The organism is Actinoplanes subglobosus, from assembly GCF_042650585.1.
In the GTDB taxonomy this organism is placed as follows: domain Bacteria; phylum Actinomycetota; class Actinomycetes; order Mycobacteriales; family Micromonosporaceae; genus Actinoplanes; species Actinoplanes subglobosus.
In genome coordinates this window covers 640597-662309 of record NZ_JBHSBL010000017.1, presented here as the reverse complement: position 1 = coordinate 662309, position 21713 = coordinate 640597, and the positions used below count along the sequence as shown (strand labels likewise).

The 21713-nt window shown below is 68.8% G+C and carries 20 protein-coding genes; 4 read left to right on the top strand and 16 right to left on the bottom strand.

Annotation, left to right across the window (positions count from 1 at the left end):
- Window positions 1-13: 13 nt before the first annotated feature.
- From ACFO0C_RS21055 to ACFO0C_RS21005, 11 genes are all read right to left on the bottom strand, one after another.
- Window positions 14-1282 carry an ABC transporter permease gene (locus ACFO0C_RS21055; protein ID WP_378068344.1) on the bottom strand — a complete coding sequence of 423 codons (1269 nt, stop codon included), beginning with the start codon at window positions 1280-1282 and terminating at the stop codon, window positions 14-16.
- Between the two features lie 4 nt (window positions 1283-1286).
- Window positions 1287-2426, bottom strand: coding sequence for an ABC transporter permease (locus ACFO0C_RS21050; protein ID WP_378068527.1), 1140 nt, complete (start codon window positions 2424-2426; stop codon window positions 1287-1289).
- Between the two features lie 56 nt (window positions 2427-2482).
- Entirely contained in the window at window positions 2483-3964 is a 1482-nt protein-coding gene (locus tag ACFO0C_RS21045) for an ABC transporter ATP-binding protein (RefSeq protein WP_378068343.1), read from the bottom strand.
- Between the two features lie 159 nt (window positions 3965-4123).
- A complete protein-coding gene (locus ACFO0C_RS21040; RefSeq protein WP_378068342.1) occupies window positions 4124-5221 on the bottom strand; it encodes a BMP family lipoprotein in 1098 nt (365 codons plus the stop codon).
- A 200-nt stretch (window positions 5222-5421) separates the two neighbouring features.
- Window positions 5422-5649, bottom strand: a complete 228-nt coding sequence (locus ACFO0C_RS21035) for an SCO4848 family membrane protein (RefSeq protein WP_378068341.1) — start codon at window positions 5647-5649, stop codon at window positions 5422-5424.
- Window positions 5650-5670: 21 nt separating this feature from the next.
- Window positions 5671-6045, bottom strand: coding sequence for a hypothetical protein (locus ACFO0C_RS21030; RefSeq protein ID WP_378068340.1), 375 nt, complete (start codon window positions 6043-6045; stop codon window positions 5671-5673).
- Window positions 6046-6052: 7 nt separating this feature from the next.
- A complete protein-coding gene (locus tag ACFO0C_RS21025) occupies window positions 6053-6973 on the bottom strand; it encodes a YihY/virulence factor BrkB family protein (RefSeq protein ID WP_378068339.1) in 921 nt (306 codons plus the stop codon).
- A gap of 21 nt (window positions 6974-6994) precedes the next feature.
- Complete coding sequence (locus tag ACFO0C_RS21020; RefSeq protein ID WP_378068338.1) at window positions 6995-7525, bottom strand: 2'-5' RNA ligase family protein; 531 nt, start codon at window positions 7523-7525, stop codon at window positions 6995-6997.
- Window positions 7526-7530: 5 nt separating this feature from the next.
- A complete protein-coding gene (gene trpS / locus ACFO0C_RS21015) occupies window positions 7531-8556 on the bottom strand; it encodes a tryptophan--tRNA ligase (RefSeq protein ID WP_378068337.1) in 1026 nt (341 codons plus the stop codon).
- Between the two features lie 98 nt (window positions 8557-8654).
- A complete protein-coding gene (locus ACFO0C_RS21010; protein WP_378068336.1) occupies window positions 8655-11609 on the bottom strand; it encodes a hypothetical protein in 2955 nt (984 codons plus the stop codon).
- A gap of 37 nt (window positions 11610-11646) precedes the next feature.
- Window positions 11647-12045: a hypothetical protein gene (locus ACFO0C_RS21005; RefSeq protein WP_378068335.1), complete on the bottom strand. Its 399-nt coding sequence runs from the start codon at window positions 12043-12045 to the stop codon at window positions 11647-11649.
- Window positions 12046-12317: 272 nt separating this feature from the next.
- Between ACFO0C_RS21005 and ACFO0C_RS21000 the strand changes: the two genes are divergently transcribed.
- From ACFO0C_RS21000 to ACFO0C_RS20985, 4 genes are all read left to right on the top strand, one after another.
- Entirely contained in the window at window positions 12318-12917 is a 600-nt protein-coding gene (locus ACFO0C_RS21000; RefSeq protein WP_378068334.1) for a hypothetical protein, read from the top strand.
- Window positions 12918-13046: 129 nt separating this feature from the next.
- Window positions 13047-14021: a UDP-glucose 4-epimerase GalE gene (galE, locus tag ACFO0C_RS20995; RefSeq protein WP_378068333.1), complete on the top strand. Its 975-nt coding sequence runs from the start codon at window positions 13047-13049 to the stop codon at window positions 14019-14021.
- Window positions 14018-15163, top strand: a complete 1146-nt coding sequence (galK, locus tag ACFO0C_RS20990) for a galactokinase (RefSeq protein ID WP_378068332.1) — start codon at window positions 14018-14020, stop codon at window positions 15161-15163. The genes galE and galK overlap by 4 nt, the downstream gene beginning before the upstream one ends.
- A gap of 108 nt (window positions 15164-15271) precedes the next feature.
- Window positions 15272-16075, top strand: coding sequence for an ATP-binding protein (locus ACFO0C_RS20985; protein WP_378068331.1), 804 nt, complete (start codon window positions 15272-15274; stop codon window positions 16073-16075).
- Here the strand turns inward: ACFO0C_RS20985 and cysN are convergent.
- From cysN to pth, 5 genes are all read right to left on the bottom strand, one after another.
- Complete coding sequence (cysN, locus tag ACFO0C_RS20980; RefSeq protein ID WP_378068330.1) at window positions 16059-17357, bottom strand: sulfate adenylyltransferase subunit CysN; 1299 nt, start codon at window positions 17355-17357, stop codon at window positions 16059-16061. The two genes, ACFO0C_RS20985 and cysN, sit on opposite strands and share 17 nt — an antisense overlap.
- Window positions 17357-18268, bottom strand: coding sequence for a sulfate adenylyltransferase subunit CysD (gene cysD, locus ACFO0C_RS20975; protein WP_378068329.1), 912 nt, complete (start codon window positions 18266-18268; stop codon window positions 17357-17359). The genes cysN and cysD overlap by 1 nt, the downstream gene beginning before the upstream one ends.
- Before the next feature lie 55 nt (window positions 18269-18323).
- Window positions 18324-19196: a 3'(2'),5'-bisphosphate nucleotidase CysQ gene (locus tag ACFO0C_RS20970; RefSeq protein WP_378068328.1), complete on the bottom strand. Its 873-nt coding sequence runs from the start codon at window positions 19194-19196 to the stop codon at window positions 18324-18326.
- Window positions 19197-19226: 30 nt separating this feature from the next.
- On the bottom strand, window positions 19227-20954 hold the full coding sequence (locus tag ACFO0C_RS20965; protein ID WP_378068327.1) for a sugar transferase: 1728 nt from the start codon (window positions 20952-20954) through the stop codon (window positions 19227-19229).
- Between the two features lie 99 nt (window positions 20955-21053).
- Complete coding sequence (gene pth, locus ACFO0C_RS20960) at window positions 21054-21641, bottom strand: aminoacyl-tRNA hydrolase (RefSeq protein ID WP_378068326.1); 588 nt, start codon at window positions 21639-21641, stop codon at window positions 21054-21056.
- Between the last annotated feature and the right edge of the window lie 72 nt (window positions 21642-21713).

The window sequence follows — 21713 nt, the reverse complement described above, 5'->3', positions numbered from 1 at the left end:
ATGATCATGAAAGTCAGCCCTTGACGTACGGCAGACCGTCCGCCGCCGGAGCACGGACGCGGCCCACCAGACCCGCCACGGCGATCAGCGTCGCCAGGTAGGGCAGCATGTTCAGGAACTGGCTCGGCACCGGGCTGTCGATCGCGCCGAGATAGATCGCCAGTTTCTGGGCGAAGCCGAAGAACAGCGCCGCCCCCAGCGCACCGAACGGGGTGTACCGGCCGAAGATGAGCGCGGCCAGGGCGATGAAGCCGGCACCCGCGGTCATGTTCTTGGTGAAGTTACCGGTCGCCACCAGCGTGAAGTAGGCGCCACCGATACCCGCGACCACACCACCGAGCAGCACGTTCAGGTAACGCAGGCCGCGTACCCGGATGCCCACCGTGTCGGCCGCGGTCGGGTGCTCGCCGACCGCCCGGGTCCGCAGGCCCCACCGGGTCCGGGTGAGCCCGAAATGGATCACCACGACGAGCGCGAGCGCGATCCAGACCAGCAGGTTCGCCTCGAACAGCACCGGACCGACGACCGGGATGTCGGCCAGGCCGGGGATCCGCCACTCGGGCAGCTGCGGCGGGGTGTTGTAGGTCTGCGCGTCGGGCTGCATCAGCCGCTCGTAGAGGAAGCCGGTGATGCCGAGCGCGAACAGGTTCAGCACCATGCCGACGACGGTCTGGTCGACCAGGTAGCGGATCGACAACACGGCCAGGATCGCGGCGATGATCACGCCACCGATCGCCGCGCTGATCAGGCCGGCCCAGATGCTGGTGGCCATGGTGCCGACCAGGGCACCGGCGAAGGCGCCCATCAGGAACTGGCCCTCGATCGCCACGTTCACCACACCGGACCGCTCGCCGAGGACACCGGCGAGCGCCCCCAGGATCAGCGGCAGCGCCAGCTGGAGCGTGCCGTCGGTGGTGTCCACCAGCGGCATGAACTCGCCCGCCACCTGCCAGCACAGGAAGGAGAGCACGAAGGTCAGGATGCCCACGCCGAGCAGCGCGTTCGACCATCGCTTCAGCAGGCCGGCGAAGAGGACGGCACCGGCGGCCACGGTCAGCAGACCGAAGAGCACCGCACCGAACTGGCCGTTGATGGCGAGGGCGGCGCCCTCGGCGTCCTCGCTCAGCGTGAACCGGGCGGTCTCACTCGGCGCGAGCGCGCCGAACACCGCGGCGGCCAGGCCGCCGATCAGGATGAGAGCCAGGCCGAGGCGGCGCTGCCGGGTCCAGAACGGCTCCGGCGCGACGACCTCGGTCGGCTCCTGCACAGTCGCGGTCGACATGTCCTCAGCCCTTCGCCAGGGAGGCGCCGAGCCCGGCAGCACGGGCGGCACGCAGACGGAAGATCGCCTTCACCAGAGCGGGGGCGGCGATGAAGATGACGATGAGCGCCTGGAGCACGGTGACCAGCTCCAGTGAGATGCCGGAGTAGGACTGCATCCGGTTGCCGCCGGCCCGCAGGGCGCCGAACAGCAGCGCGGCGAAGAAGGTGCTCCACGGCCGGTTGCGGCCCAGCAGCGCGACCAGCAGGCCGTCGAAGCCGATGTTGCCGGCCACCGCGGGCGTCAGCTGGTGTGCGGTGCCCAGCACCTGAACGGCGCCACCGAGACCGGCGAGGCCACCGGCGATCGCCATGAGCAGCACGTACGTCTTGCTGACGCTGATGCCGGCGGTCTTCGCGGCGTGCGGGTTGGAACCGACCGCCCGCAGTTCGAAGCCGAACGCCGACCGGTTCAGCAGCCAGGCGACACCGATCGTGACCAGCACCGCGAGGATGATGCCGAGGTTGACCCGGATCTGGCCACCGGGTGACGGCAGCATCGCGGACTCGTCGACCAGCTTGCTGATCGCGTCGGTCTTGCCCGGCGCCTGGATGCCCTTCTGGATGACCAGCCAGGACAGGAAGAGGCCGGCCGTGTAGTTGAGCATGATCGTGGTGATCACCTCGTGGGCACCGGTCCGAGCCTTGAGGAAGCCCGGGATGAAGCCCCACAGCGCGCCGCCGAGGACACCGGCGATCAGCGCGACGATCAGGTTCAGCACGATCGGCAGGCCGAACGAGAAGCCCGCCACACCGGCCGCCATGCAGCCGAGCACGGCCTGGCCCTGCGCGCCGATGTTGAACAGGCCGCCGCGGAACGCCAGCGCGACCGACAGACCGGTGAAGACCAGCGGCGCCGCGTAGGTGAGCGTCTCGGACAGCGGCGCGAAGGCCTGCTGCCAGGTGGCGGTGCTGGCGAACCAGGCCGAGAACACCTGCGGGTCACCGAGGGCGCCCTTGAGCAGGTCCCCGTACGCGGTGCTGACCAGAATCCAGCTGGCGTCGATCGCGTCGGCCGGACGGGCGGTGAAGTAACCGAACTTCGCCAGTACGTCCGCGTCCGAGATGATGATCAGAACCGCGCCGATGAGCACGGCCAGGAACATCGACAGGACCGTGAGCACGACGTTGTTCGCGGACCAGAGTTTCCGCAGGAACCCGGTCACTTCTCTCCCTCCGGCGTTGCGCCGGTGATGCCGGCCATGAGCAGACCGATCTCCTCGCGTGGCGTGTCCGGCGAGACGATGGCCAGGATCCGGCCGCGGTACATCACCGCGATCCGGTCCGCGAGGCCGACCACCTCGTCCAGTTCACTGGAGACCACCAGCACCGCGGTGCCCTGGTCACGCTCGTGGATTATCCGGCTGTGGATGAACTCGATCGAGCCGACGTCCACACCACGGGTGGGCTGCGACGCGATGAACAGCCGCAGCGGCCGGGACATCTCCCGGGCGACCACGACCTTCTGCTGGTTACCGCCGGACAGCGTGCCGACCGGAGTGGCCGGTGACTGGCAGCGGATGTCGAACTGCTCGATCCGCTCCTTGGCGTTGCCGCCCACCTTGCTCAGGTCGATGCTGAACGCGTTGCCGTACGGCGCCCGGTCGTACATGTCGAGGATGAGGTTCTCCGCGACCGAGAACTCCTTGACGACACCGTCGTGGCTGCGGTCCTCGGGAATGTAGCCGACACCGGCCCGCAGCACCTTCTTGGTACTCATCCCGACCAGGTCGTCGTCCTCGAGGTGGATCGAGCCGGCCCGGACCTCGCGCAGGCCCATCACGGCCTCGACCAGCTCGGTCTGGCCGTTGCCCTGCACACCCGCGATACCCAGCACCTCGCCGGCCCGGACCTCCAGGTCGACACCGTCGACCGCGCGGATGCCCCGGTCGTCGTCGGCCACCAGCCCGGAGATCTTGAGGACACTCCGGCCGGGCTCGGCCGGGGTCTTGTCCACCTCGAGGCTCACCGCGCGGCCGACCATCAGGGCGGCCAGCTCGTCCTCGCTGGTGTCCGGGCTAGCGGTGCCGACGATCTTGCCGCGGCGGACCACGGTGATCCGGTCGGCGATCGCCTTGACCTCTTTGAGCTTGTGGGTGATGAAGACGATGGACTTACCCATCGCGGTGAGCGAGCGCATCACCGCGAGCAGTTCCTCGGTCTCCTGCGGGGTGAGGACGGCGGTCGGCTCGTCCAGGATCAGCAGGTCGACCTCACGGGTCAGCGCCTTCACGATCTCGACGCGCTGCTGTGCGCCGACCGGCAGGTCCTCGACCAGCGCGTCCGGGTCGACCGGGAGGCCGTAACGCTGGGAGGTCTCGATCACGTCCTTGCGGGAGCGGCGACGGTCGAGCCAGCCGAGCGGGCCGCCGCGCACCTCCTCGGCGCCGAGCGCGATGTTCTCCGCCACGGTGAAGACCGGGACCAGCATGAAGTGCTGGTGCACCATGCCGATGCCGGCGGCGATGGCGTCGCGGGGGCTCTTGAAGACGAGGGGCTCGTCGTTGACGAGAATCTGCCCCTCATCCGGCTGCAAGAGGCCGTAGAGCTGGTTCATCAGGGTCGACTTGCCGGCGCCGTTCTCGCCCAGCAGGGCGTGCACCTCGCCGGGCTCGACGGTGATGTCGATGTGGTCGTTGGCCACCAGGTCGCCGAAGCGCTTGGTGATGCCGCGCAGTTCCAGTTTCAGCGGAATCTCCCGACGTCGGGTGCTAAGCCTGGTGGACGGTGGAATGCGAGCCGCCGCTCGGCTGCGGGTGGTGACCCGCGGCCGGGCGGCGGCCAGATGTTACCTACCCGAGGGTCACTTCGGCGCGCTGGCCGACTCGACCTTGACGGTGCCGGCGATGACGTCGGCCTTCAGCTTCTCGAGCTCGGCCTTGAGGGCCGCGTCGACCTTGCTGTCGAACTGGTTGAAAGGGGCCAGCGAGACACCCTCGTTCGAGAGGTCACCGACGTAGCCGGGTGCGGCGGCCAGGGCCTCGCCCTTGGCGCCCTTGACCACGGCCTCCTTGACGGCCTCTTCGATGTTCTTGACCACGGTGCTCAGGAACACGTCGCAGTACTGCGCGGCGCTCTTGCAGCCGTCCTGGTCGACCCAGATGACCGAGACCTTGCCACCGGACTCCTTGGCCACCGCGGCGGTGCCCAGACCGGTGCCGCCGGCGACCGGCATGATCACGTCAGCGCCCTGGCCGACCAGGGTCTGGGTGATGCTCTTGCCCTTGTTCTGGTCGATGAAGCTCTCGGCGAAGTTGCCGTTCTGAGCGGCCTTGTCCCAGCCGAGGACCTCGACCTTGGTGCCCTTGACCGAGTTGTAGTGCGCGACGCCGTCGGCGAAACCGTCCATGAAGATGGTCACCGGGGCGATCTTCAGACCACCGTAGGTGGCGACCTTGCCGGACTTCGAGTAGCCCGCGGCCAGGTAACCGGCGAGGAACGCGGCCTGGTGGGTCGCGAACTGCATCGGGTACACGTTGCTGTTGCCGCTGTTGCTGTCCACGATCGCGAACTGGGAGCTCGCGCTCTCCTTGGCGACCTTGGTGGTCACCTCGCCCATCAGGCCGCCGACCGCGAGGATGAAGTTGCAGCCCTGCGAGACGTAGCCACGCAGACCGGGCTCGTAGTCGGCCTCGGAGGAGGACGCGACGTACTTCGGGTCGACGTTGCTGGCTTCCTTCTGGGCGGCCTGCAGGCCGGCCCAGGCCGACGCGTTGAACGACTTGTCGTCGATGCCACCGAGGTCGGTGACCATGCAGGCCTTGTAAGCGGCGGCAGCGCTCGCGCTGGAGCCGGAGCCGGGAGTGGTCTCCGACGGCGCCTCACCACAAGCGGCGGCAGCGAGCGTCAGCCCACCTGCCGCGAGAATCGCCACGATCCGCTTCCCACGTACTGGGCGCAAGACGCCCTCCTTCCGCTGCACACCGAGGTCCTGTTACTCGGGTGAATCTCAGGTCGGGAGCGTATCCCCGGGCCAGGACCGAGACCGGACATCGGTACGGACTGTTGGCGCACCGTTATACCGCCGCAATCACCCCGGAGGTGGCACGTCGCTTTCGGCTGGTTCGGGAGGGAATTGCTCCCGTGACAGGAAACACTGAGTTAACGTTCAGCGCGGCGCCACGCCTTGACACCGAGGACGCCGACCGTCGTACCGATCACCAGGGAGGCGGCGATCAGCAGGGCGTGCACCCAGAGGAACGCCGTCGGTGAGCCGCCGGCGAAGGAGCGGTCGTCTTTCCAGATGGCCAGCCCGAAGCGGGGCCAGATGAGCCACGTCCACACACCCACCGCGATCAGGAACGCCGCCCAGCGCTTGTTGATCAACACCGGGCCAGTATCCCAGTGCGCTCAGGCGGTCAGCTTCCCGGCTATCCGCCGCCAGCCGGCCAGCACCTCGTCCGGCTCCGGCGGGGAACCCGGGTACTCCTGGGCGACCAGCGGCTCGAAATCCTCCCCCGGGTCCTCGGCGGCGTCCCGGGCCAGGTCGATCTCCTTGCGGATCGCCTCCACCCCGGCCAGTGGCAGCATCGGCTCCACCACGGCCATCAGGTCGTCGTCGATCACCACGGCCCGGGCCAGCGCGAGCGCGTGCTGATGCTCGTACGGCCCGCAGACGATGGGCTCCCAGTCCTCCGACTCGTCGAGTGACCCGAAGGTGATGACCCACGGCTGCTCGGCGATCGGCGAGCCGGGTGGCAGGTGCAACGTCACGAGGGTGCCCATCGGCCCATCATCGCGGGCGGTCGTGCCGAATCCAGGTGTTTTGCCCCACGGGGGCGGTCTTGTCGTCAGCCGACAGATCGACCACCCGGCCGTGCGGGCTGGTCGCCGCCCAGGCCGCGCCGAACAGCAACAGCTGGTTGAAGACGTAGAGGTAGACCAGCGCGCCGACGGCCGAGCCGACCAGGCCGTACGCCGGATTGCGCTCGACCAGGCCGACGAACGACTTGCCGACCGTGTTGAGCAGCATGATCCCGATACCGACCTGGAGCACCGGCGGGGCCATCCGGCGGGCCGTCATCCGGAGCCGGGGCACGGCCGCCAGCAGCGCCGCGGCCAGCAGCATGTTGACCGCCAGGGTGAGCACCCAGCTCACCACCGACAGGGTGGTCGCGAAACCGCCCCCGGCCAGCCAGTGCAGGGACCGTTCCAGGCCGTAGACGGCCAGCTGGGAGAGGGCCAGCAGGAGCAGGAGCCCGACCAGCACCATCAGATCGACCGCCTGGCGGATCCCGATGTAACCCGGCTGCTCCCGCACCTGCCAGATCAGCCGCTGCGACGACCGGATCGCCTCGACCCAGCCGATGCCGGTGAAGGTCAGCCCGATCAGGCCCACGATGCCGACGCTGCCCTTGCTCTCCAGGATGGCCTGGATGTCGAGGAACGGCAGGTTCTGGTGGAGGAAGTCGCGGACCAGGTCGAGCAACTCCACGTTGGCGGTCAGCAACCAGCCGAAGATGGAGTAGCCGATCAGCAGCAGCGCGAACACCGCGAAGAAGCCGTAGTAGGCGATGGCCGCGGCCAACCGGCCACCCTGGACACTGTCGTAGCGCAGGATCGCGCGACAGAAGTGGTCGAAGTACGGCGAGCGGTAGCGCACCGCCAGAATCCGGGCCGCGGTCGCGTCATAGGCCCGGTCGATCGGATTCACCGGCCGACCGTATCGGACACGTCAGCTTCCGAGTGGGAAGTCCCGGCGTGGCCGCCAGGGTCCCTCGCCGCCATGGGAGAACAGGGTGAACGAGGAGACCTCGAAAAGAGCCGAGAAGCCGGCCAGATCCTCGAAGACCGCGTCCAGCGCCGCCGGCGGCACATCCTGCGCCACGGTGACATGCGGATGGTACGGAAACCGCGTGTCCCGGTTGACGTCCTCCGAGCGGGTGATCGCCTCGGCCAGCAGCTCGCACTCACTGATCCCCTGGGCCAGCGTCACGAACACCACCTCGGTGACCGGCCGGAACGTACCGGTCCCCCGCAGGTGGACGGTGAACGGCCGCTGGGCCGACGCGATCGCCTCGAGATGTTTCTCGATCGCCGGCAGCGCGTCGGCGGCCACCTCGGTGGGCCCGAGGAGGGTGACGTGCGCCGGTGTCCACGCCGCCTGCGGGTCACCCGCCTCGGCGCGCCGGCGGGTCAGCACCGAGCCCCACGGCTCGGGGATGTCGATCGCCACGCCGATGCGGGTGATACCGGGCTGGGACATGCGGCTCAGGCTTCGCGGGCGGGGCTGAGGAAACCCACGTTCTGGTACGCCCGGGCGAGCGTCACCGCGGAGACGGCACGAGCCTTCTCGGCGCCGACCGCGAGCACCTTGTCGAGCTGGGCCGGGTCGTCGAGGTAGAGCTTGGTCCGCTCCTGGAACGGCTTGACGAACTCCACCAGCACCTCGGCCAGGTCCTTTTTCAGGTCGCCGTAGCCACGGCCCTCGTAGGCCTCCAGCAGCTCGTCGATGGCCCGGTTGGTGAGCGCCGCGTAGATGGTCAGCAGGTTGCTGACACCCGGCTTGTTCTCCTCGTCGTAGAGGATCTCCCGCCCGGTGTCGGTGACCGCCGACTTGATCTTCTTCGCCGAGCGGGCCGGGTCCTCCAGCAGCTCGATGATGCCGTTCGGCGAGGAGGCCGACTTCGACATCTTGATCGTCGGATCCTGCAGGTCGAAGATCTTCGCGGTGTCCTTGACGATGTACGGCGAGGGCATGTTGAAGGTCCTGCCGAACCGGGTGTTGAACCGCTGCGCCAGGTCGCGGGTCAGCTCCAGATGCTGCCGCTGGTCCTCGCCGACCGGAACCTGGTCGGCCTGGTAGAGCAGGATGTCGGCGGCCTGCAGGATCGGGTAGGAGAACAGCCCGACGGTCGTGCTGTCCTGCCCGGCCTTGGCCGACTTGTCCTTGAACTGGACCATCCGGCCGGCCTCGCCGAACCCGGTGATGCAGCTGAGCACCCAGCCGAGCTGCGCGTGCTCGGGCACGTGGGACTGGACGAAGAGGGTGCACCGCTCCGGGTCGAGCCCGACCGCGAGCAGCTGGGCCGCGGAAATCCTGCTCCGGTTACGCAAGACCTTCGGATCGTGTCCCATGGTGATGGCGTGCAGGTCGACGACGCAGTAGAAGGCGTCGTGCGTGTCCTGCATGGCCACCCAGTTGCGCACCGCGCCCAGGTAGTTGCCGAGGTGGAAGGAATCGGCGGTCGGCTGGATGCCGGAAAGCACTCGCGGGCGGCGGGCAACGTCGGACATGGCCGCCATTGTGTCAGTGCCGGGGGCAGGATGCCCAACACCCCCGGCCCCGGCTCCCGGAGAGCCGTCGACCGGGGGTGTCCCGTCAGAACCGAGGGCTAGTGGTACTTACCGCAGAAATCGCCGTTGTCAACGGTGGTCGGCACGAAGGCCACCGCGTCCCAGCCGACCGAGTCGCTACTCGAGACGCCGGCGTTGGACATCCACAGGCGCGCACCCCGGCCCAGGTCGAAGTTGCCGAGAATCATCCAATGGTCGTAGCTGTAGTTGCCCTCACCGACCTCGTCCTGGTTGATCGTGCACTTGAAGTCGACGTACTCGTCGTTGTCCCTGGTGCTCGGCTGCAGGTGGTACTCGGCGTTGCCGGTGCCGCCGTGACTGGGGATGTGCACCAGAACGCTGTATCGCCCGCGCTTCTGCGGCCCGAGCCCCAGGTCCGGCGTCCACTGCCCGACGATCTTGTGCTTCTTGAGCCGGTCGCCGCTGTAGCCGTAGGTCGACCAGACGTGACCCTGGAAGCCGGCGCCGACCTGGTGCAGGTCGATTGCGGCGTAGTAGCTGTCGTCGGTCGCTCCGGAGGGGTCACCCATCAGGAGGTTGAATCGCCCGTTCTGCGGCTTCACGTTGGTACACCCGAGGTTGTACTGCCCCGTGTCGTTCAACGTGTAGACGATGGCGGTCGGCCGGCTGGAGTCGTAGTCGTTGACGCCGTAGTCATCGAGCTCCGAGCAGTTCCGGTCGTAGATCCGTTTGACCCCGGGCTCGGAGTCTCCCGCGCTGTAGACCCGTTTCTCCGTGGTGCATTCCAGGTTCTCGCAGTTGCCGATGGTCGCGAGGCCGTTCCACCAGCAGGCCGAGGAGACCGCGGGGCAGCCGTTCTGTGCCTGGGAACAGCTGTTCACCGCTGGACTGCAGAACGTGTAGAGGCCCGGCAGCGAGACACCGTCGTTCCAGCTGATCTCCGGCTTGTGCCAGGAGACGCGCCAGAAGGTCGGGCCGTTGTCACCGAAGGTGGGCTCGCTGTACGCCGTACCGCTCCCCTTCAGCTGCGGCGTCTCCACCCAGCCCATGATCCGCTCGGGGTAGCTCCACAGGTTGGGGGTCTCCGCGTCGGCCAGCGAGTCGCGAAGGAAGCCCAGCCGGTTCGGCTTGTAGATCGAGTTGGCCGGGTTGTTCAGCCACCCGACACCGTAACGGCCGTTGTTCTTGGCACGGTCGGCGTAGGTGTAGAACCCGGAGTTGTACGCCCAGACAGCGAGGAACCAGTTCTCGATGTGCTTCGCGTCGCCGTCGTTGATCTGGCTCCTGGCCGCGGACGGCTCGTTCTTCATCTGATTCCACTTGTCGATCAGGATGTTGAGCGAAGCCGCGACATTGGCCGCGTAGTCCACCGCGATGGCCTTACGCTGATTCGCGGTGTAGACCGTGTCTCCCACGCTCATCCCGGTCGTCACCTGGCCGACGCCGTAGCCACAGTCGGCGTCCGGGTAGTAGATCGTGTCGACCGAGTGGCTGCCGTAGTACAGCGGCAGCAGCGGGTTGCCCGTGTCACCCGGCACCACGTGCCACGACGCCTGGGAGAGGTTGGTCTCCTGGGCGATGATGGCCAGCAGAAGGTTCGCCGGAACGCGGCCGCCACCGACCAGCGAGTGCATCGGGAACATCGACTGCGGCTGGTAGGCGGGCAGGCCCGTCTTCAGGTAGTTGGCCGGGCGGTTGACGAACAACTCCTCGTGAACGGCCAGGTCGACCGCCCACTCCACCATGTCCGGGCTCGGCTGCAACGGCTGGACCGTCGGGTCGTTCCGCGGCACCGCGCACTTGGGGTTGGTGATGTAACTCGGCGCGGCGGCGACGGTCGGCGCCGCGGAGACCGCGGTCGCCTGCGCATCCAGGACGGGTGCCGCAGTCGTGGTGATCACGCCGGTTGACCGCTGCTCGCTTCCGGCCGGTCTGACCGTGACAGCGGACTGGCCCACCCGGGTCGGGTCCGCCGCGGTCAGTGGCTTGGCCAGGGAATCGGCGGTCTGCTGGGAGTAGGCCTCTTCCACCAGGAGGTGGCCCTCGGTGGAGATGGTGGTGACCGGCTTGTCGCTGCGCAGGGTGGTCAGGCCGGCGGGCGTCTTGCCGCCCTTCAGCGTGACCTGGCCGACCAGCGCGTTGCTACCCCCACGCAGACCGAAAAGCTGCAGGTTGGTGCGCGGGCCGGTGGCCGTCGTGGTCAGCTTGCCGCCGTGGAAGCGCTGAGCGACGGCCGTCTCTCCGTTGAGAGAGATGAGGTCGATCCCCGAGCCGGCGGTGGCGCGGATGTCGAAGGTGCGGCCGTTGGGCTTGGCGACCGTGGTCAACCTGCCGTTGGCAGCCACCTTGACGAGGTTGCCGCCGACGATGCCGTAGTCACCGTCCGGTGCCGGCACCGGATTGCTGAGCTGGGCGTCGATGCGCCTCGTGCTGGTCACCCGCCCAGCCGCGGCGTCCACGGTCAGCAGGTCGGTGCGCTGCTTGTCGAGGTCGCCGCCGATGCCGCGGACGAGCAACGCCCGGTCGCCCGGGCCGCATGCCGGGTTGTAGTAGGAGTACTGCACACCGGTGGCGACGTGGACCGCTTTTCCGGTCGTGGTGTCCACCACCGCGGCGAGCGCGCCGGCCTGCATGGCGGACGGCTTGTTGGCGGCGATCTTCGGCGCGAAGACGGCGACGGCGTAGCGGCCGGAGCCGGTCACACAGACCGCGCCACCCCACGGGGCCCCGTTCATCTCGGAAGACTTGAGCGTGGCCAGGGTGCTCCAGGCGAAGGCGTCCTTCTCCCGGGCGATGTGCAGGTGGTAGCCGTCGGTGTCACCGGTTCCGGTGACCGTGATGTCCGAGGACTTCCGCCAGCCGGCGCCGAGCGCCTTGTCCGGGTCGGCGACCGAGGCCTGCACCTGCGGAGCGGGCGGCGGTGACGACGGGCGGGGAGCGGCATGGGCGGCAGCCGGAAGGCCGGCAAGGGTCGTGGTGAAGGCGAGCGCACCTATGGTGGCGGCTTTGATTCGCGCCGCGGTTGCGGACACAGTTCCCCCGGTTTGTAGTTCGATGGCCATGACGAGATCAGCGGAACGTCGTGCAGTCTTCGGTCTGGTAGTCGCTGTATTCCTGGTTCTCCGGTTCCGTGTCCGGGTCCTGGTCCAAGCCCCCGACGCAGAACTTGACCGCGCCCTTCTTCGCCGACACCATGCGCGTCTCCAGGGTGTCCTCCACCTCGATCGAGCCCACGTGGACGGCCCCGTACGCAAGGACGTTGCGACCGCCGTACTCGGGCTGCCGCCACATCTGCAGGGGGATGTCCCAGCCGCCGTAGTGGTGCTCGACCTGGCCCCAGAAGGTGTCGCAGAGCGGGCTGTAGAACATCCACTCCCGCATGACCTGGGGCCGGTTGTGATGCATCACCCACAGCGACGCGATCGGGTAAGCCTCCGCCTCGGCCGCGCCACAGTTGGATTCCGACACCCACGCTCCGTCGCACCCGGACGAAGGGCACCGGGGCGTGGCGGCCAGTGCCGGAGCACCCGGTACCAGAACGATCGGGATGGCCAGCAGCAGAGCCGCCAGCAATCTTGGTCCTTTCACAACTGTTCCTCCCCGTGAACGATGACGCCGTCACGCAGCGCGAAACGCCTTGTTCAGATCGTCATATGTAAAATGATCAAACCGTGCGAGGTCACCCATCAACAGGAGCAAGACCCCGAATGAGAAATCGATCACTTTCGATTGCTTTGGCAATGGCTCTAATGGCAGGGTCGGCGGCCGCGTGCGACTCGACCGCGCCGTCCGCACGGGACGACTCGACACCCGGCACCCCTCCCGCGTCCGGCTCGGCATCCTCCGCAGCGGACGGGACGGCCCATCCCGGCGCCTCCAACTCCAGCGGGGACACCCGCAATCCGGCCTTCGCGGCGACCATCCCGAAACTGCGGGTCACCCAGGTCACTGCCGCATGGTCCGAGCGATGGAAGACCGAGGCCGTCGCGGTGGACGAGTTGAACTGGAAGCTGCTGGTTCCGAGCGCCGCCGGCAGGTCCGCCCTGCAGATGACGGTGACCGGGAAACCAGCCGCACCGGAGGAGGTCTGGACGATCATGTGCTTCCAGCCCAGCCGGAAGGCACCCGCTGACCACGCGGCGATCACCGAGCTGGCCGAGGGCTGCCTGCAACCGGCCTTCGACGAGAAGACCTTCACCGAGGTGCGCTCCTGGCTGAAGAAGGCTGACCTCGACGAGAGAACCCAGGGGCGGAAGCTCGCCGGCTTCACCGCGAACCTGACCCTCAGAACAGACTCGATCTCCCTGGCGCTGATCGGCGGGGACAAGCTCATCGACTGAGCGCGTGAACGTTTGTGTTGAATATTGTTGACTCGTGAGTGATTTGGAGCGACACTCAACGAGTAGCGCCATGCTGCGTACGCTCGTGGCTGACCTGATCAGCCATCTCCGCGGAAGAGGTTCGCTCCCGTGAAATTGCTCGTCACCGGCGGCGCCGGCTACGTCGGCAGCGTCACCAGCAGGCTACTGCTGGACGCAGGCCACGAGGTGGTCGTGCTCGACAGCCTGCGCACCGGGTTCCGGGAGGCGGTCGCCCCCGACGCCACCTTCGTGCAGGCCGACATCGCCGACGCGGGGCAGGTGCTGACCCCGGACGCCGGGTTCGACGCCGTTCTGCATTTCGCCGGCCTGATCGCGGCCGGCGAGTCGATGGCCAAACCCGAGCTCTACTGGCACGAGAACGTGGTCAAGTCGCTGGCCCTTCTCGATGCGATCCGCGCCGCGAAGGTACCGCGTGTCATCTTCTCCTCCACCGCCGCGGTCTACGGCAACCCGGTCGAGCTGCCCATCACCGAGTCCGCGATCAAGGCACCGACCAGCACGTACGGGTCGACGAAGCTCACCTTCGACCTGGCGCTGACCTCGGAGGCGTTCGCGCACAACCTGGCCGCCGTCTCGCTGCGGTACTTCAACGTGGCCGGCGCCTACATCGCCGAGGGCCACGAGATCGGCGAGCGCCACGACCCGGAAACGCACCTGATCCCGATCACCCTGCAGGTGGCCGCCGGCAAGCGGGAGAAACTTCAGCTGTTCGGTGACGACTACCCGACCGTGGACGGCACGTGCGTGCGCGACTACATCCACGTGGAGGACCTGGCGCGGGCGCATCTGCTGGCGCTGGACGCGACGGTCGCCGGCGAGCACCGCATCTACAACCTGGGCAACGGCAACGGGTTCTCCAACCGGCAGGTCGTCGAGGCCGCCCGCGAGGTCACCGGTGCCGAGATCCCGGTGGAGATCGCCGCGCGGCGGGACGGCGACCCGGCCACCCTGGTCGCCTCGTCCGACCGGGCCCGCGAGGACCTGGGCTGGACGCCGCGGAAGAACACCCTGCACGACATGATCGGCGACGCCTGGACCTTCTACCGGAAGCATGTGGCATGAGCACCGTCGCGCAGGCCGCCACGGCGGCCTTCCTCGAGGCGTACGGGTCCGAGCCGGCCGGGCTGTGGGCGGCTCCCGGACGGGTCAACCTGATCGGCGAGCACACCGACTACAACGACGGGTTCGTGCTGCCCTTCGCGCTGCCGCAGCGCACCGTGGCGGCGGCCGGGCCCGCGACGGACGGCCGCTGGTCGGTCTGCTCGACGCTGGCTCCGGAACCGGTCGTCTTCGGGGTCACCGATCCGGGTGACGTCACGGGCTGGGGCGCCTACGTCGCCGGTATCGTCTGGGCTCTGCAGGACGCGGGATTCGAGGTTCCGCCGGCCCGGATCGCGATCGCGTCGGACGTACCCCTCGGATCCGGTCTGTCCTCGTCGGCCGCGCTGGAGTCGGCCGTGCTCACCGCGCTGATCGACATCGGCGGCCTCGATGTTCCGGCGGAACGCCGGCCGGCGATCGCGCAGCGCGCCGAGAACGTGTATGTGGGTGCGCCGACCGGCATCCTCGACCAGTCGGCGTCGATCAGGTGTCAGGAAGGCCGGGCGCTGTTCCTGGACTGCCGTTCCTACGAGGTCGAGCAGATCCCGTTCGACCTCGCCGGTGCGGGCCTGGCCATCCTGGTGATCAACAGCAACGCGCCGCACCAGCACGTCGACGGCGAGTACGGCGAGCGCCGCAAGAGCTGTGAGGCGGCCGCCGCCGTCCTCGGCGTGCTCGCTCTGCGCGACGTCTCCACCGACGGCCTGCCGCAGGCCATGGAGCGTCTCGACGACGACGTGCTGCGCCGCCGCGCCCGGCACATCATCACCGAGAACCAGCGGGTGCTCGACACCGTGTCGCTGCTGCGCTCCGGCCGGGTCCGGGAGATCGGCCCGCTGCTGACCGCCTCGCACGCGTCCATGCGCGACGACTTCGAGATCACTGTGGACCAGGTCGACGTGGCCGTGCAGGCCTCGCTGGAGGCGGGGGCGTACGGCGCCCGGATGACCGGCGGCGGGTTCGGCGGCTGCGTGCTCGCCCTGATCGACGCCGACCGGGCGGACGCGACGGCGGCCGCTGTCGCCGCCGCCTACGAACAGCGGGGATTCACCGCACCGACGAGCTGGGTGGCCACCGCCGGCCCCGGCGCGGCCCGGTTGTAGTGCCGTAACGGCCACCCCTCAGCAGGGGTGGCCGTCAGCCTTTCACCTGATCACCCGCAGGAGCGAGACCAGAGGCTCATCGACCGGCGCCCGACTATCGTGACGGTCATGGGGGTAAGCCCACCGTATCTTCACGATGACACCGAGCGAGGTGTCAGCGTCAGCGTCGAAGCCGCCGAGGACGCGGCCGTCTCCGTTCTCACGGTCCGCGGGGCGTGGGACGCCCAGTTGAGTCTCCACGCGTCGGTGACACTGCGGCGATGCTTCACCGAACACCCGGACGGGCTGATCGTCGATCTCTCCGGACTGAGCGATCCGCACAGCGAGAGCGCCTCGACCTGGATGACCGCCCGCAGCTTCGCGGCGAGCCTGGACCCGCCGGTCCATCTGGCCCTGTGCGTCCCCCCGGACATGCCGCTCGCCGGGCACATGCAGGCCCTGGGCGCGGGACGGTACCTGCCGGTCTACGCCAAGGTGCGCCAGGCCCGGGTGGCCCTGTCCGGCCGGATCCCCGGCGACCAGCGGCTGAGCCTGACACTGTGTCCCGACCCGGAGGCGCCGAGCCTGGCCCGCAACCTGGTCAGTGACGCCTGCCTGAGCTGGGGACTGGTCCATCTGCTGCACCCGAGCCGGCTGGTGATGTCGGAGCTGGTGACGAACGCGATCGAGCACGCCCGCACCGAGATACGGGTGACGGCGAGCCGCCGCGGCGCCGGGCTGCACCTGTCCGTGGCCGACGGTGATCCCCGCCTGCCCCGGATCCTGCCGGTCTCCCGCCCGCGCCCGGACCTGCCGCTCGACGAGCGGGGCCGCGGGCTGCGGACGGTGGACGAGACGGCGGCGCAGTGGGGCGCCGTCCCGACCGAGACCGGCAAGGTGGTCTGGGCGACAGTGGTCAGCGCGCCTCGATGATGATCCCGGCGCCGACCGTCCGGTTGGTGCTCTCGTCGATCAGGATGAAGCCGCCGGTGGTGCGGTTGCGCCGGTACTCGTCGGCGAGCAGCGGCACCGTCGTGCGCAGCTTGACCCGGCCGATCTCGTTGAGGCTCAGCTCGCCGGCGGTCTCGTCCCGGTGCAGCGTGTTCACGTCGAGGCGGTACTGGAGGCCGCGCACCACGGTCCGGGCGGTCCGGGTGGTGTGCTTGATCGCGTACTTGCCGCCGACCCGCAGCGGGGCCGTCTCGTCCATCCAGCAGACCATCGCCTCGATGTCCTGGGCGACGGCCGGCTTGTTCTGCGGCCGGCAGATCATGTCACCACGCGAGATGTCGATCTCGTCGGCCAGCCGGACCGTCACCGACATCGGCGGGAACGCCTCGTCGATCGGGCCGTCAGCGGTCTCGATCGCCGCGATCGTGCTGGTCAGGCCGGAGGGCAGGACCATCACGTCGTCGCCCGGCTTGAGGATGCCGGAGGCGACCTGACCGGCGTAACCGCGGTAGTCGGTGACCGTGGTGGACTGCGGGCGGATCACGTACTGCACCGGGAAGCGCACGTCGACCAGGTTGCGGTCGCTGGCGATGTGCACGTGCTCCAGGTGGTGCAGGAGCGACGGGCCCTCGTACCACGGGGTGTTCTCCGACCGGCTGGCGATGTTGTCGCCGTTGAGCGCCGAGATCGGGATGATCGTCAGGTCCGGGGCGTCGAGTTTCGCGGCGAACGAGGTGAACTCGTCGGCGATCCGCTCGAACACCGTCTGGTCCCAGTCGACCAGGTCCATCTTGTTGACGCACAGGACCAGGTGCGGCACCCGCAGCAGGCTGGTCAGGAAGGCGTGCCGGCGGGACTGCTCGACCAGGCCCTTGCGCGCGTCGACCAGGATCAGCGCCAGGTCGGCGGTGGACGCGCCGGTCACCATGTTCCGGGTGTACTGAATGTGGCCCGGGGTGTCGGCGATGATGAACTTGCGCCGCGGCGTGGCGAAGTAGCGGTACGCCACGTCGATCGTGATGCCCTGCTCCCGCTCGGCGCGCAGGCCGTCGGTGAGCAGCGCGAGGTTCGTGTACTCGTCGCCGCGGGACGCGCTGGCGCTCTCCACGGCCTCGAGCTGGTCCTCGAAGATCGTCTTGGTGTCGTACAGCAGTCGGCCGATGAGGGTGGACTTGCCGTCGTCGACGCTGCCCGCGGTGGCGAACCGCAGCAGGTCCATGCCCCGGGAGGAAGCGGCGTCAGGCTCGAGAACTGCCTGGCTCATCAGAAGTAACCCTCTCGCTTACGGTCTTCCATCGCGGCCTCGCTGACCCTGTCGTCACCGCGGGTGGCGCCACGCTCGGTGATCCGGGTCGCGGCGACCTCGTCGATCACCTTCTCCACGGTGTCCGCCTCGGAGAGCACCGCCGCGGTCTGCGACGCGTCGCCGACCGTCCGGTACCGCACGCGGCGGATCTCGGAGGTCTCACCGTCGCGCAGCTTGATGAACTCGTTGACCGCGTAGAACATCCCGTTGCGCTCGACGACCTCACGGTCGTGGGCGTAGTAGATGCTCGGCAGCGGGATCTCCTCCTTGGCGATGTAGTGCCAGACGTCCAGCTCGGTCCAGTTGGAGAGCGGGAACACCCGGATCGACTCGCCGGGGTGGTGCCGGCCGTTGTAGAGCGCCCACAGCTCGGGCCGCTGGTTCTTCGGGTCCCACTGGCCGAAGTCGTCGCGGAAGCTGAACATCCGCTCCTTGGCGCGCGCCTTCTCCTCGTCGCGGCGGGCGCCGCCGAAGAGGGCGTCGAAGCGGTACTTCTCCTGGGCGGCGAGGAGCACGGGCGTCTGGATCCGGTTGCGGGTGCCGTCCGGCAGCTCGCGCACCTGGCCGGCGTCGATCGCCTCCTGGACGCTGGCGACCACCAGATTCAGGCCGAGGGCGGCGACACGGCGGTCCCGGTACTCCAGCACCTCGCTGAAGTTGTGGCCGGTGTCGACGTGCATGACCGGGAACGGGATGCGCGCCGGCGCGAACGCCTTCTCCGCGAGGCGCAGCATGACGATCGAGTCCTTGCCGCCGGAGAAGAGCAGCGCGGGGCGCTCGAACTCGGCCATCACCTCACGCATGATGAAGATGCTCTCCGCTTCGAGTGCATCCAGATGCGATACGCGATAGGGCTTCGTCTGGCTCATGGGTTCTGTCCCCAGACCTTTCTCCGGTGTCGGCCGGGCAGGGCAGACGTCATTGTTACGGAAGATGCCTCTGCAACGCAGCAAGCAACCGAGGAGCGAGATCTTTACGACAAACGACCAGGTCAGGCAACTTCGGATCGGCCTGGTTATAGGCCAGCGGGCTGCCGTCGACACGGGACGCGTGCAGACCAGTGGCCAACGCCACAGCGACCGGGGCGGCCGAGTCCCACTCGTACTGGCCGCCGGCGTGCACGTACGCGTCCGCCTCGCCGTTGATCACCGCGGCGATCTTCACCCCGGCCGAGCCCATCGGCACCAGCTCGGCGCCCAGGTCCTCGGCCAGCGCGGTGACGAACGCCGGCGGACGGGTACGGCTGGCCGCGATCCGGATCGCCCCGCCGGTCGCCGACTCCAGCGGCATCGGCGGGTACGCGGGCGGCTGGTCGGTGGCGAGCGTGCAGTGCCGGGCCGGCATCGCCACCGCACCGGCGGTCAGCCGGGCCGGTGCCGAGGAGTCGGCCGTCCACAGGGCCACGTGCACGGCCCAGTCGTCGCGGCCCTCCTCGGAGAACTCGCGGGTGCCGTCCAGTGGGTCCACGATCCAGACCCGGTTGGCACCGAGCCGGTCCGGGTGGTTGCCCTCGGTCCACGCGACGCGGGAGTGCTCGTCCTCCTCGGAGAGCACCGCGTCGGCCGGGCGCCAGCGGGCCAGCTCGGCCCGGAGCAGGTCGTGCGCGGCCAGGTCACCGGCGGCCTTGAGGGCCTTACCGTCCTCGTGACCGGTCTCCGCCCGGACCTGCAGCAGGATCTGCCCGGCCCGGTCGGCGAGCCAGCGAGCGAAAGCGGAGTCGTTGACCGGCGGTGTGCCGCCCTCGCCGGCGTCCCGCGGACCCGTTATGCGTGCCGACGCCTTCGTCTGCTCGCTCATCTCTCGCTCCCTCACTCCTGTACGCGCCTGTCAGTACGCTCCCGACGACCGCGCCACGGCGGTCACCGTCCTGAGCAGGATCACCAGATCCAGACTCAGTGACCAGTTCTCGACATAGCGCAGGTCGAGCCGGACCGCCTCCTCCCAGGAGAGGTCCGACCGCCCCGACACCTGCCAGAGACCGGTCATCCCCGGCTTGACGGCCAGCCGGCGTCGCACATCGTCGGCGTAGGCGGCCACCTCGGTGGGCAGCGGCGGCCGTGGCCCGACCAGCGACATCCGCCCGGACAGGACGTTCAGCAGCTGCGGCAGCTCGTCCAGCGAGAACCTGCGCAGCCAACGCCCGACCGGGGTGACACGCGGGTCGTCGCGGATTTTGAAGAGCACACCGTCGTGCTCGTTGAGGTGCCTCAGCTCGGCAAGCCGGGCTTCAGCGTCGACATACATACTGCGGAACTTGAAGATCCGGAACAAACGGCCATCACGTCCCACACGCACTTGGCGAAAGAGTACCGGGCCCCGTGACCCGAGGCCCACACAGAGCGCCACGGTCAGGAGCACGGGGCCGAGAAGGATCAGAAGCACCAGCGCACCGACCCGATCCACCAGCTCTTTCACCAGCCGCGATCCCCCGTGCAGCCGGGGATGTTCGACGTGCAGCATCGGCAGGCCGTCGAACGGGCGGATCGTGGTCCGCGCACCGGCCACGTCGACCAGGGCACTGGCCACCACCAGATCCACCTCGTCGCGCTCCAGCCGCCAGGCCAGCCTGCGCACGGACGCGCCGTCCAGTTCCGGACAGCTGAGCACCACCACCGTATCGGCGTCGGCCCGCTCCACCGCGGTCGCCACGTCGTCGAAGGTGCCGTAGACCGGCAGGTCCGCCACCCCGATACCGTCGGCGCCCGGCGGCAGGCACGCGCCGACCACCTCCAGCCCGTGATAGCGCTCGCGCCGCAGCTGGCGGGTGATACCGATGACCGACAGCTCGTGACCGACCACGATCACCCGTCGGAGATTCTGGCCACGCGCCCGGGACACGTGCAGCCGCTTGCGCAGCAGGAACCGCAGCACCACGATCACGGCTATCGCCAGGGGGAACGCCACGAGGACATAGGACCGGGCGAGATCGAGATTCAGCGCGTACGAGACGACGGCCGCCCCGCCCACCAGACCCGCCCCGCCGCGCAGCACCCGCTGGTACTCGTCCGAGCCGACGAACAGATACCGCCGCTCGTACGCCCGTGCCGCCACCAGCACCAGCAGGAGGACCACCGGCAGCAGCGCCGACCAGATCAGGTACATCCGGTTCCAGGCGGTGACGTGCTCGCCGAATCGGACGACGAACGTGCCCGCTCCGGCCGCGACCCCCGCGGCCAGGTCGGCGAGGACGAGCGTCCGCACGTAACGGCGCTCCCAGTCCTGCCGACGTGACATGGCGGCGTGCCGGCCCCGGGTCCGGATGAACGGCCGGGTGACCGGGCGCGTCGCCATCGACCGGTTAGGGGTGGGCGACACGTGCCGTTCGGCCGCCTGGTTACGGGTGGGGTCGGGTTCACCCTGTACCGCCTGCGGCGGAGCGTTCTCCACACCCATCGCGGGGACGGGGATCCGGGTGTTGCGCCCGCTACGGCGTTCGGCAGGACGCTGCGACCCCTGGTTCGCGGTCTTCCGCGCGACCCCGCCGACCACCGCCGGCAGAGTCGCCGCGGGTTCGGTCAACGCGCCCGCCCGGTCCTCGGACACGTCCTGCGACATCCTCGAACCCCTCCCGTCACGCCGGCCACGCACTGAATTCGTGCGTCCGAGTGACCAACGGACGGGCCGCGAGAGCGTCACGGCATCCTCAAATGAAGATCAAATCCCGTGATACCTGTTCTGCGCCCACTCGACGCCCTCGACGACGATCGCCTCCACCACGTCGGCCGCCCGGTCGATCAGGAAGTCGAGTTCCTTGCGCTCCGCAGCGGAGAAGTCGGAGAGCACGAAGTCGGCCGGTTCCTGACGCCCGGGTGGCCGGCCGACACCGAACCGCACCCGCGCGTACTCCTTGCTCGCGAGTGACTTCGACATCGAGCGGAGCCCGTTGTGGCCGCCCTCGCCTCCGCCCCGTTTCGCCCTTACCTGCCCGAACGGCACATCCAGCTCATCATGCACCGCGATCACATTCGCCACCGGGACTTTGAAGAACTGCGCCAGCGACACCACCGGGGCACCCGACAGGTTCATGTACGTCAGCGGCTTCAGCAGGATCACCTTCGGACCCCCGAACCCGAGACGGCCTTCGGCGACCTCGGTCTGCGCCCGCTTCGCCCGGCCGAACTTCGCGCCGGTCCGCGAGGCCAGCAGATCGGCCACCATGAAACCCACGTTGTGCCGGTTACCGGCGTACTCCCGGCCGGGGTTCCCCAGACCGACCACCAGCCACGGCGCCTCGTCGCTCACTTCCCCTGCCTCCACATGCACATCAGGGAAAGTGCCGCTCGGCACTTTCCCTGATATCTGGCTTACCGCTGC